The sequence below is a fragment of the Aquimarina latercula DSM 2041 genome, from assembly GCF_000430645.1.
In the GTDB taxonomy this organism is placed as follows: domain Bacteria; phylum Bacteroidota; class Bacteroidia; order Flavobacteriales; family Flavobacteriaceae; genus Aquimarina; species Aquimarina latercula.
In genome coordinates, this window is sequence record NZ_AUMK01000017.1 from 90,141 (window position 1) to 101,604 (window position 11,464).

The 11,464-nt window shown below is 32.2% G+C and carries 12 protein-coding genes; 4 read left to right on the top strand and 8 right to left on the bottom strand.

Features of this window, described 5'->3' with window-relative positions; genetic code table 11:
• The first annotated feature begins 60 nt into the window (after positions 1-60).
• Positions 61-633 (top strand): MarC family protein, encoded by a 573-nt coding sequence (locus H526_RS0116065; RefSeq protein WP_027393956.1) that lies wholly within the window; start codon positions 61-63, stop codon positions 631-633.
• On the top strand, positions 634-834 hold the full coding sequence (locus H526_RS31500) for a hypothetical protein (RefSeq protein WP_027393957.1): 201 nt from the start codon (positions 634-636) through the stop codon (positions 832-834).
• 3 nt (positions 835-837) lie between these two features.
• Here H526_RS31500 and H526_RS0116075 read toward each other — a convergent pair whose 3' ends face one another.
• The 5 genes from H526_RS0116075 to H526_RS0116095 all read right to left on the bottom strand — a co-directional run bounded on the left by H526_RS0116075 (position 838) and on the right by H526_RS0116095 (position 4,189).
• A complete protein-coding gene (locus tag H526_RS0116075; RefSeq protein ID WP_051336189.1) occupies positions 838-1,152 on the bottom strand; it encodes a hypothetical protein in 315 nt (104 codons plus the stop codon).
• A 49-nt stretch (positions 1,153-1,201) separates the two neighbouring features.
• On the bottom strand, positions 1,202-1,489 hold the full coding sequence (locus tag H526_RS0116080; protein ID WP_027393959.1) for a hypothetical protein: 288 nt from the start codon (positions 1,487-1,489) through the stop codon (positions 1,202-1,204).
• A gap of 21 nt (positions 1,490-1,510) precedes the next feature.
• A complete protein-coding gene (locus H526_RS0116085) occupies positions 1,511-3,088 on the bottom strand; it encodes a S41 family peptidase (protein WP_027393960.1) in 1,578 nt (525 codons plus the stop codon).
• On the bottom strand, positions 3,088-3,519 hold the full coding sequence (locus H526_RS0116090; protein ID WP_027393961.1) for a deoxycytidylate deaminase: 432 nt from the start codon (positions 3,517-3,519) through the stop codon (positions 3,088-3,090). The genes H526_RS0116085 and H526_RS0116090 overlap by 1 nt, the downstream gene beginning before the upstream one ends.
• 85 nt (positions 3,520-3,604) lie before the next feature.
• Positions 3,605-4,189: a HupE/UreJ family protein gene (locus H526_RS0116095; protein ID WP_027393962.1), complete on the bottom strand. Its 585-nt coding sequence runs from the start codon at positions 4,187-4,189 to the stop codon at positions 3,605-3,607.
• Positions 4,190-4,404: 215 nt separating this feature from the next.
• Here H526_RS0116095 and H526_RS29340 point away from each other — a divergent pair, with 215 nt between their 5' ends.
• Positions 4,405-5,220 (top strand): mechanosensitive ion channel family protein, encoded by an 816-nt coding sequence (locus H526_RS29340; protein ID WP_035085794.1) that lies wholly within the window; start codon positions 4,405-4,407, stop codon positions 5,218-5,220.
• A gap of 223 nt (positions 5,221-5,443) precedes the next feature.
• Entirely contained in the window at positions 5,444-6,853 is a 1,410-nt protein-coding gene (gene uxaC, locus H526_RS0116105) for a glucuronate isomerase (protein WP_027393963.1), read from the top strand.
• A gap of 76 nt (positions 6,854-6,929) precedes the next feature.
• Here the strand turns inward: uxaC and H526_RS0116110 are convergent, their stop codons facing one another.
• From H526_RS0116110 to H526_RS0116120, 3 genes are all read right to left on the bottom strand, one after another.
• Positions 6,930-9,344, bottom strand: a complete 2,415-nt coding sequence (locus H526_RS0116110; protein ID WP_027393964.1) for a glycoside hydrolase family 2 protein — start codon at positions 9,342-9,344, stop codon at positions 6,930-6,932.
• 14 nt (positions 9,345-9,358) lie between these two features.
• A complete protein-coding gene (locus H526_RS0116115; protein WP_027393965.1) occupies positions 9,359-10,561 on the bottom strand; it encodes a glycoside hydrolase family 88 protein in 1,203 nt (400 codons plus the stop codon).
• A gap of 12 nt (positions 10,562-10,573) precedes the next feature.
• Positions 10,574-11,464: RagB/SusD family nutrient uptake outer membrane protein (locus H526_RS0116120; RefSeq protein WP_027393682.1), on the bottom strand; the 891-nt coding region annotated here is incomplete at its 5' end.

Genomic DNA, 11,464 nt, shown 5'->3' on the forward strand with positions numbered 1-11,464 from the left:
TGCTACTTTTATACTGCTAAGTCCATGCACTTTGGCACTAACCATAAAAAATCAGCTAAAATGAACTTTGACTTAAAGGAAATATTGACTGCTAGTATGATACTTTTTGCGGTAATCGATATCGTAGGTAGCATTCCTATTATTATTGACCTTCGTAAAAAAGTAGGTCACATACAAAGTGAAAAAGCGTCTCTAGTAGCAGCAATTTTGATGATATTATTTTTATTTGTTGGTAAAGAGATTCTAAATCTTATTGGGATTGATGTTAATTCTTTTGCTGTGGCGGGTGCTTTTATCATATTCTTTTTAGCATTAGAAATGATTTTAGGAATTCAGTTATATAAAGATGATGAACCTGAAACTGCGGCAGTAGTTCCTTTAGCATTTCCACTTATTGCTGGAGCTGGAACGATGACATCTATATTATCCCTTAGAGCAGAGTATCAACCTATAAACATAGTAATCGCTATTGTTGTCAACATTATTTTTGTTTATATTGTATTAAAGGCTTCTGGAAGAATAGAAAAAGTACTAGGTAAACAAGGAATTAATGTTATTAGAAAAATATTTGGTGTAATTTTGCTTGCAATTGCAGTAAAGTTATTTGCAACTAATATAAAAGGACTATTTTAAATGAAGTACTTTATTTACGCCTTAATCGTGATAGCCATTTCTTTGATTATTTATAATGCTACAGTTTTAGACTTTAGCAATATTCTGCAAGGAGATAGCAAAACAGCATTAATCAGTATTCTTGGTTCGGCATGTGTGGTTGTATTGCTTACGATACTTTTGGTCTCCAGAGCTATACAACAAAAACACAAAAACGGATAAATTTTAGGCTATAAAGGTTACAAGAAAACAAGCAATGATTACTGGTGGTAATGAAATTACCGCCAGAATCATAAAAAGATTGTGCAGTTTTCTAAATATCAATGCTTTCTTTAGTGATTTTTTTAATTTCATATCTTCTGTACTCTCGATATGTTCTCTAATTAAATCACCTGATACGTAAGAAGAATCTACCAAAATCTCATTATCTAAAAATAATGATGCACTACTATCTAACAACCGAAACCCTACTGCCACGATAAAGAAAAAAAGTGGAGAGCAAAGCGCAATTGCTAATAAATATTCTTTTAATTCAGGCATATTTGGGGACGAGATAAGATTCTTAGGTCTTTTTCTGTTTTTAAAAATATCATTTAAATGTTAATATTACCAGAAAAACTCCAGATATTAATGAAAACATTATAAATAGTTGGTGTAATTTTCTTAACACTAAAGCTTTCTTCAGTGATTTCTTAAACCTAATATCTGATGTACTTTTTATATGTCTTTTTAGCAATGAAGTGGCTGGATAAGATGATTGTACAAAAATCCCATGACTTAATAAAATAGCTGCACTGTTATTGATCAATGTAATTACAGCTGCTACTAAGAAAAAACAGAAACAAGAAATCGCTAAAAAACCAGGTAATGATTCCATTTCTATATTAGATTTAAGTTTTTAATCAGAAATAGATAAAACTTTTTGAATCATTTTATCATCTTCATTAATAATTTTTTCAAATTCACTAGTCCCAAATAGTTGTTGGGCCATAATAGCTTTTAAATATTTCTTTAATTGTTCTCGATAATTTTTTAAATTAATATCTATTCCATTTTTTCTTGTATACACAAGAAATCCATCTGCAAAATCATCGTCTATTCTTATTTCTTCTTTGAATTGCTCTTCTGTCAATTCATTATAAAATGGTCTCTTTTTATCCAATTCCTCGAAAATATACCCTCCCATTCTTCCAGATCTAAGCATATAATCTAGGGTTTCTCCTACTCTTGTCGTATCCTTACTAACAAAAATATCAGGTATAATTCCTCCACCCCCATATACCGTTTTACCACCTGGAGTTTTAAATTTCAAAGAATCTGCAACCTGTATACTATCTGCATTCTGTAATTCTCCGTTTTTATATCTTTCTAAATATTCATTAAAATACTCTTTATTACCATTCTCATAAGGCTTCTGAATTGATCGCCCAGTTGGTGTGTAATATCTAGAAATTGTCAATCGAATCGCGCTACCGTCTCCTAACGCCATTTCTCTCTGCACCAAACCTTTTCCATAAGAACGCCGTCCGACAATAGTTCCTCTATCATTGTCTTGTATTGCACCAGCAAAAATCTCACTAGCAGAAGCAGAATTTTCATTAATCAACACATAGACGTTTCCTTTCTCAAAACTTCCATTACGTGTGGCATAATTATTTTCTATGGCTCCTTTTTTATTCTTAGTAAACATGATCAATTCATCATTTTTCAAAAACTCATCAGCCATTTTTAACGCAGGGGCAATAAAACCTCCTCCATTGTCTCTAAGGTCCACAACTAAATTCTCTGCACCAAGATCTTGTAAAGAATCTAATGCTTTTTTAAACTCTTTATAGGTAGTCTCTGCAAAACGATTCACCTTTATATACCCTAACTTATCTTTTAGCATATAACTAGCATCCACACTTCTCAATGGTACTCGACCACGTTTTACCACTACATCAAATATCCCCGTACCTTTTCTATATACTTTTAACTGTACTTGACTATTTAGCTCTCCTTTTAATTTATCTGCTAATCCATCTCTTCTTAAGCGCTCTCCATACAACGTATCCTGATCCGCCATGAGGATTCTATCTCCAGCTAAAATTCCTGATCGCTCACTAGGACCGCCTTTAATTGTATTAATAACAGAAATAGTATCTCTATAAGGGTAATAACTCACACCTATTCCAATGAAATCTCCCTGCATACTTTCTGTAATACCTTCTAACTCTTCTGGAGGAATATAAACCGAATGAGGGTCAAGGTTTTCGAGAATTCTATTTACTGTCACATCAACAATACTATCTGTGTTGATTTCATCAACATATTCATAATCTATATAATCGATAAGCCTATTTAGTTTTTCCTTTTTAGCATTATAGGAAAATAGCTTAGCAGATGGATTGCTAAAATTGAGTTTACTTCCTAAAAAAACTCCCGCTCCCATCGCCAAACCAATAAATAATGGCAAGTATTTTTTTGAATAACCCATTAATCGTCTAAATCAGTAATCTTTTCTATTTCTACACCAGCTTTTTCTAAAAACAAAAGCCCAGAATTATCCTTATAGGCATTTTGATAAACAATTCTTTTTATTCCCGCCTGATGAATTAACTTACTACATTCTTTGCAAGGAGAAAGTGTAATATATAACGTAGCTCCTTTACAAGATTGTGTTGAAGAAGCAACTTTTAAAATTGCATTTGCTTCTGCATGTAACACATACCATTTCGTATATCCCTCTTCATCCTCACAAGGATTTTCGAAACCAGTTGGAGTTCCATTAAATCCATCAGAAATAATCATTCTATCCTTTACAATAACCGCACCAACTTTTTTTCTCTCACAATGAGATAACTTCCCCCATTCTCTTGCTATTCTAAGATAGGCCTTATCATATTTTAATTGCTTATTTTGGGGCATATATATAAATTGGATAGTACTTATTATTAATAAAGTACGAATATATTATGACTATGTGTCAAATACAACCCTAATTGATAATTAATTACCATATTTTACTTGAAATTATCATAGGGATTACCATCCCAATTACTATAGAAGAAACTACCAATATCCAATCGCGTTTAGAAAATCTAAAAATTGTTTGAACAAGGAAACTAATAATCAAAACTATTAGTACTACAATAATTTGAGAAACTTCAATACCAAGAGCAAATTCTAAAATTGACAGAGCTTTATAATCACTAGCACTGCTAATCATATCAAAATAACTTGAAAAACCTAATCCATGAATAAGCCCAAAAAATGCGGTGGTTGCATATAACACACCTATTTTATCTTGTTTAGTTGTATTCTTTGCGGTAAACACATTAAACAAAGCGGTTATTAATATGGTAATCGGGATCAAAAATTCAACCAATTTTGAATTTACAGAAACTATATCATAAACGGCTAAAAATAAAGAAATGGTATGACCTAAAGTAAATAAAGTAACTAAGGTTAATATTCTTTTCCAATCATCAAAAGTATAAGCGATAATCAGAACTATAAAAAATAGAACATGGTCATATGCTTGCCAATCTAAAACGTGAAAGAAACCTTCTTTAAAAAAGTATAAAAACTCTGACATAAATTTGTTTTTTGAGGTTGCGTAATGTACAATTAAAATGAAGAATGTAGAAGTTTTGTAGGAACTCTTATAAAAAATTTAGGATTATCAACCTTTTAAAGGAATTGAATCACCCTTTATCGAATTTTTAGCATTCTTACATATTGTATTAAGCTATCAAAAGCATAAATCATTAATTTTAAGATTTACAAATCACTAATTTAAAAAACTTGTATATGGATATTCAAAAATGGTTAGATAAAGGTATTGAATTTATCGTTGATTTTGGACCAAAGGTAATAGGTGCTATTCTGATCTGGATCATAGGTTCCTGGGTCATAAAAAAACTAATGAAAGGTATTTCTAAAGTAATGGAGGTTAGACAATATGATGAAAGCCTTCAAAAATTCCTGACTAATCTTTTAGGTTGGATTCTAAAAATTATATTAATACTTGCTGTGCTTGGTACGGTTGGGGTAGAAACTACTTCTTTTGCAGCAATACTCGCCGCAGCTGGTTTAGCGGTTGGCTTAGCTTTACAAGGGTCTTTAGCAAATTTTGCAGGTGGTGTACTTATTATGATCTTTAAACCATTTAAAATTGGTGATTTAATAGAAGCTCAAGGTGTTCTTGGAGTCGTAAAAGAGATTGAAATTTTTACCACAAAGTTATCAACTCCAGATAATAAAGAAGCGATCGTTCCTAATGGAACTTTGTCGAACGGAAATATTATCAATTACACCTCTCAAGGAACACTAAGAGTAGATCTTAACATTGGAATTGGATATGGAGATGATATCAAAAAAGCAAAAGATGTTATTATGAAAGTTCTTACTGATAATCCAAAAGTTTTAAAAAATCCAGCTCCTACTGTTGCAGTTAGCGAACTTGGAGATAATGCTATTAACCTTGTAGTAAGACCGCAATCGACTGTTGCAGATTATTGGGATGTTTACTTTAGTGCGCTAGAGGATTCTAAAAATGCATTGGATGCTGCAGGGATATCAATTCCTTATCCTCAAAGAGATGTACATATTCATAATGTAAAATAATATTTACATAAATGAAGTATAACAAGGTCTCATAATTTGAGGCCTTTTTTTTATCAAAAAAATAAAGAGGAATTCAATCTAACCATTTATAAACTTTACTTTACTTCTTTATCGAAAAAATAATATCATAGAAATTGAACAATTCATTACCCAAAAAAAAATCTTTGAATACCTTACGGTAGTTATATTGCAACTATGTTTTAATTCAAACTAGCTAGGGAACATGAAAGCAACTTCTACCTTTATCCATAATGACTTTTTATTACAAAATGAATTTTCAAGAATTCTCTATCATTCTTATGCCAAAGATCTACCCATTATAGACTATCATAATCATCTATCTCCAAAAGATATTTGTGAAAACAAAAAATTCAAGACTATAAGTGAGATTTGGTTAGAAGGTGATCATTACAAATGGCGTGCAATGCGGACATTAGGTATTGATGAAATGTATATTACAGGTAAAGCTAGTGGCAAAGATAAATTCCTGAAGTGGTCAGAGACAGTTCCTTACAGCATTAGAAACCCATTGTTTCACTGGACACACATGGAGCTTAAGAAGCATTTTTCTATCTCTGAATTATTATCTCCAGAAACAGCTGAGAAAATTTACTCATCAGCCAATGAACAATTACAACGTTCCAGCCACTCCGTACAAGGATTATTAAAGATGAATAATGTGGAGGTAGTTTGTACCACAGATGACCCTATAGATACGTTAATACATCATACTACGTATGCAGGTAAGGAAAAAATAATGAAGTTACTACCAACTTTTAGACCGGATAAGTCCTATGCGGTAGAAAATATCGAAAGTTATTTAAAGTATCTAAATAAGTTAGAGATCAAATCCAATATCCAAATTAAAAACTTTGAAGATCTCTTAGCTGCACTCGAAAATAGAATTGATTACTTCCATAAAACAGGTTGTAGATTATCAGATCATGGTTTAGAGAACCTATATCACTTTAAAAAAGGAACCTATAATATCGAACAGATTTTCAAAAAAATTAAAAATCAAAAATCCATAAGCACTTCGGAAATTAATTATTTTAAGTTTGAAGTTCTATATTTTTTAAGCACCTGTTATCATAAACGAGGATGGGTTCAACAATATCATCTAGGTGCAATTAGAAATAATAATAGGAGGCTTCTAAAAAAACTTGGTCCTGATACGGGATTTGATTCTATTGGTGATTATTCCCAAGCCAAAAATTTAAGTGGATTTTTAAATTCTTTAGATACAACAGATCAACTTGCAAAAACTATTCTATATAACTTGAATCCATCAAACAATGAGGTTTTTGCTTCTATGGTTGGTAATTTTAATGATGGAACTGTTAAAGGAAAAGTTCAATATGGTGCAGCATGGTGGTTCCTAGATCAAAAAGATGGTATGGAAAAACATTTAAATACATTGTCTAGTCTAGGTATGCTTAGTTGTTTTGTTGGGATGTTAACTGATTCAAGAAGTTTTTTATCTTTTCCGCGACACGATTATTTTCGTCGTATCCTCTGTAATTTGATTGGAGGTGATGTAAAAAATGGAATATTACCTAAGGATGAAAAATGGTTAGGTAAAATTGTTTCTGACATTTGTTACCATAATGCTAAAGCCTTTTTTCCTTTTTAACAAACAATAGAGGAGGCATCACAAAACACCTCCCCTAAAAACAATTCAAAAACTAACAAAATGTAAACTCTAACTATTATTTTGATATGGTTAAATAAGTTCCTTTAAAACTTTGATTTAACACCATCATTTCGACAGTAGAGTTTTCTTTATTTGGCACAACTTCAATTTGTGCCTTCCCATTAGACATTTTAATGGATTCACTGCCCATTGGTGTGCCTAGGTATTTCTTATTAACTCCTCCAGATAAGCATTGAAAATAAACTCGCTCTTCATAGTCTAAACATATCAATCCTTCTTTATCTTTTGCAACAGCAGTAATTAAATAATTACCATTTTTTAATTCTTTATAGGAAAGTGATAAAGACTTAGCCACATCATTTTTCTTATACCTGTAGTCTACTTTAAGACTATCTGTGACTTTTTCACCATCTCTATATCCAATTGCTTTTAGCTGGTTAGTACCTTCTTTAAAAAGTAGGTCCCAGGTTAATCCAGAAGCTGGAAATTTATTAATATCTTTTTTCTTTCGCCCTAGAGATTTTCCTTCAAAAAATAGTTCTACTGTATCACAGTTACTAAATACATTAATGGTTCGTGAGGTATCTTTAGGTCCTTGTCTTTCTGTCCAAGTATGAGATTCTATATATACAAATGGATCCTTTGCCCAATAACTTTTAAAAACGTAGTATGCATCTTTAGGGTTCCCTTCTCGATCCATAATCCCTTTTTGATTAACATATGGAATATCATTTTCTGGTCTTAACGGTGTTCCAAAATCTTTAAACGCCCATTGTACATTCCCTACAAAAGATGGATTAGTTTCTGCTATCTTTAAATGCCAATCAAAAAGATCTACAATATAATTCTCGCTCCAATCACCTATTTTGGCAATATTAGTAACAGAAGTTTGTGTAATAGCTTCTGTCCATCCATCCGGATCCATAGCTCCACTACCGTCTATTGGATTTTCTGTATGTCTCCCATAATGACTAGACCCTCCATACTCAGCGTGGAGAAAATGATCATATTCTTTTATATATTTTTTTAAAGCTTTTTCGTAGGTAGTATAACTACCAGAATACCAACCAGACCAGATAGATGGTGAAAATACATCTACAATATCTGATCCTGAATAATATTTACGGATAGCAGTTTTTCTTGTTGGATCTAATGTATGTGATAGTGTATTTAATTCTTCTAAAAAATCATTTAATTTCTTCTCATTATCCCCATCCTTAAAATCTGGCAACCAATAAATTTCATTTCCTAAAGACCATATGATAACACTTGGATGATTATAGTTTTGATTGATAATTTCGGATAACATGTTTTTGGTATTGGTCTTCCAATTTTCATTTCCAATTCCTCCTCTACACCAAGGTAATTCATCCCAAACTAAAATTCCTAACTCATCGCACATTTTATAAACTTCTGGGTCCTGAGGATAATGTGCTAACCTAATAAAATTAGCACCCATCTCTTTTATAGCTTTAATATCATTGCGATGTAATTCATTAGGCATTGCTGCTCCATATCCTGCATGTTCTTCGTGACGATGTGTTCCTCGTAACAATACTCTTTTCCCATTAAGATAAAATGGTCCATTTTTTTTAAACTCGAACCAGCGGAAGCCTACTTTTTCTGACAATTTATCGATGTGTTTCCCAGATTTTAATAATGCAATATCAACGCTATATAAGTAGGGAGTGTCGATACCCCAAAGCAATGGTTTAATAGTATCCTTAAAATCTAGTATCAATTGATTCGTTGATACCTTTTCCCTAACCACTTGTATTTCATTTCCATTTGGATCAAAAAGCCTAGCCTCTACTTCGTATTTTTCATTTTCTTTAAGATCTGCAATGTTTACATCCAGTTTTAGCGAAGCTTTCTCAGGAGAAACGAATGGAGTATTTACTTTTAGATTCGAAATATTAGTTTTATGTTTTTGAAGTAACCATACGTCTCTGGTTATTCCCCCATATATAAAAAAGTCACTTTTTTGTGAAGGTATTATTTCGGGATCATAACTATTATCAACCCTAACAAGTATCTCATTATTTCCTGTTTTTAGCTCTTTAGAAATATCAAAAGAAAACCCTATATAGCCTCCTTTATGGTCTCCAACTAGTTTACCATTTACATATACGTGGGTAGTAATATTTGCACCTTCAAAATACAAGACATAAGCAACATCCTGATTTATTGTTTCGAACTTAAGTTTTTTTCTGTACCAACTTGCACTTCTTCGATAACCTGGATCAAGATCCATAGTATCATAATTATTCCAAGTGTGCGGCAAGTTAATAGAGACCCAATTTGTATGTTTATAAACTTGATCAATATTCTCGATACTCAACTCTAAATATTCCCAATTATCATTTATATTTTCTTTTAATCTACTTATTTGCGCTAAGCAATAAGAGGATAAAAAAAGTAACACTATAAACTGTGTCAATTTTAAAAAAGAAAAAATAGTATTATTCATAGGACTTATAGGCTTTACTTAAGATTCTTTCTCCTTAAAATTGCTTCTAAAAAATAGTAATCGGCGTAATTAATTGGCCCATTAATTTCATCATTTTTAGGCCAATTTCCCGTGCTATGATTTAGAATAAAGGGTACATTAGTTTCTTTTTGGATTACATATTTTTTTGATGATAAACTTGTTATAATTTCATCTGCAAATTCCAGATATTTTTTGTCTTTGGTGTATTCATATAATTCTATCATTCCTGAAGCAATAACTGCCGCAGCCGAAGCATCTCTTGGTTCACTAGGAATATTAGGAGCATCAAAATCCCAATATGGTACAGCATCTTCTGGGAGGTTTTTATGTTCCATAAAAAAAGAAGCAATCTTTTTAGATTGTTCTAAAAACTCTACATCTTCAGTATATCTATATGCCATCGTATAACCATAAAGTCCCCAAGCTTGGCCTCTTGCCCAAGACGATTCATTTCTAAAACCTTGATGAGTTACCTTTGTTCTAATATTACCGGTTATGGTATCATAATCTATTACGTGATAACTACTATTATTCTCCCTAAAATGGTTTTTTAAAGTCGTGTTAGCGTGTTGTTGGGCTATATTATAATATTTAGGGTCTTCTGAGTAATTAGATGCTTCAAAAAGCAATTCTAAATTCATCATATTATCAATAATCACAGGAAACTGCCATTCTTCCTTATTAAAATCCCAAGAACGAATCGATCCGACAATACTGTTATATCTAGTCGATAAAGTTTCTGCGCTTTCTAAAATAATGACTCTATAAGATTCATCATTCGTCATTCTGTATCCATTTCCAAAACTACAGAACACTTTAAATCCCATATCATGGGTTCTATCATTATACTTTTCTTTTTCAATAAAAGTTGTCCATTCTTTAGCCTTTGCTTTATATCTAGCATCACCAGTTAATTGATAAATTTTCCAAAGAGTACCTGGAAAAAAACCACTGGTCCAATCCTTTGAAGGGACTTTTTTAATAATCCCATTATCATCAGCACTTCTTGGAAAAGCTAAAGAATCTACTGGATACTCTAATAAATATGAAAGCCTATCTGAATATTGAATAATCTTATCCTCTTCAGCTATTGTATCTTCTTGTTTATAATCCGAAGAAATATCCTTACACGCGGTAAAACATATTAGTAAAGTGATAATTAATCCGAAAAGTATTTTTCTTTTTTCTTTTATCATAGATATCATCAATTAATACCCTGGGTTTTGCGGTTCTAAGTTTGGATTTCTAGCTAATTCTTCTGCTGGTAATGGGAATAAGTAATCTTGATTAGGGTCAAAGTTTGCTTTTTCTCCTTCTAACCCTGAAGCACTAAACACTTCACTACCAATTCTTCTTCTAGCGATATCATACCATCTTTTAAACTCAAATGCTAGTTCCCATTTACGTTCTTCTAATACGATGGTTCTAAAATCATCTTGTGATAATCCAGAAACATCCTCAGGGAAAGTAGCACCATTTCCACTTCTTGCTCTAGCTCTTACTCTATTTACATACTCGTGAGCTTCGCTTGATCCAGGATTTACTTCATTTAATGCTTCGGCTGCAATTAATAGCACCTCTGCATAGCGTATCATCATATAATTTGCTTCTGATCCTCTACCATTTCCGGTAGCAGTTGTTCCGATAGAACGAGTATACTTTGCAATATGTGGACGATTCACACCTCTACCAGCACCACTTTCTTTAAAAACAGTAAATGGTCGCTCTTCTAACGACTGAACTCCTGTAACAGGATCTGTGATATTAAAAACTCCTATGGTATCTAAACTCACTTGTTTTCTGTAATCTCTACCATCCCAAGTATTGTATACTTCTAAGGAAGGAACTCCTACAGACCAACCACCTCCAAGACCATATTGTTGATCATCTCTAAGTCCTGTTAATGCTGCTTGATAATCTCTTCCATCATCTCCATTGCTTGCCCCAATAAAATCCAATGTAAAAATTGGTTCTAAGGAAGTGTCTATTAGTGAAGAGTCAAATAGATCCTGAAAATCTGGTTCTAATCCTAGGTTATAGGTTCCTTCATTATCAATCACTCCTTTTGCTTGGTCATAGGCTTGTTGGTATTCACCCAT

Excerpts from the sequence above, each read along its gene's own strand:
- H526_RS0116065 (WP_027393956.1), top strand. The coding sequence starts at position 61 with ATGAACTTTGACTTAAAGGAAATATTGACTGCTAGTATGATACTTTTT.
- H526_RS31500 (WP_027393957.1), top strand. The coding sequence starts at position 634 with ATGAAGTACTTTATTTACGCCTTAATCGTGATAGCCATTTCTTTGATT.
- H526_RS0116075 (WP_051336189.1), bottom strand. The coding sequence starts at position 1,152 with ATGCCTGAATTAAAAGAATATTTATTAGCAATTGCGCTTTGCTCTCCA.
- H526_RS0116080 (WP_027393959.1), bottom strand. The coding sequence starts at position 1,489 with ATGGAATCATTACCTGGTTTTTTAGCGATTTCTTGTTTCTGTTTTTTC.
- H526_RS0116085 (WP_027393960.1), bottom strand. The coding sequence starts at position 3,088 with ATGGGTTATTCAAAAAAATACTTGCCATTATTTATTGGTTTGGCGATG.
- H526_RS0116090 (WP_027393961.1), bottom strand. The coding sequence starts at position 3,519 with ATGCCCCAAAATAAGCAATTAAAATATGATAAGGCCTATCTTAGAATA.
- H526_RS0116095 (WP_027393962.1), bottom strand. The coding sequence starts at position 4,189 with ATGTCAGAGTTTTTATACTTTTTTAAAGAAGGTTTCTTTCACGTTTTA.
- H526_RS29340 (WP_035085794.1), top strand. The coding sequence starts at position 4,405 with ATGGATATTCAAAAATGGTTAGATAAAGGTATTGAATTTATCGTTGAT.
- uxaC (WP_027393963.1), top strand. The coding sequence starts at position 5,444 with ATGAAAGCAACTTCTACCTTTATCCATAATGACTTTTTATTACAAAAT.
- H526_RS0116110 (WP_027393964.1), bottom strand. The coding sequence starts at position 9,344 with ATGAATAATACTATTTTTTCTTTTTTAAAATTGACACAGTTTATAGTG.
- H526_RS0116115 (WP_027393965.1), bottom strand. The coding sequence starts at position 10,561 with ATGATAAAAGAAAAAAGAAAAATACTTTTCGGATTAATTATCACTTTA.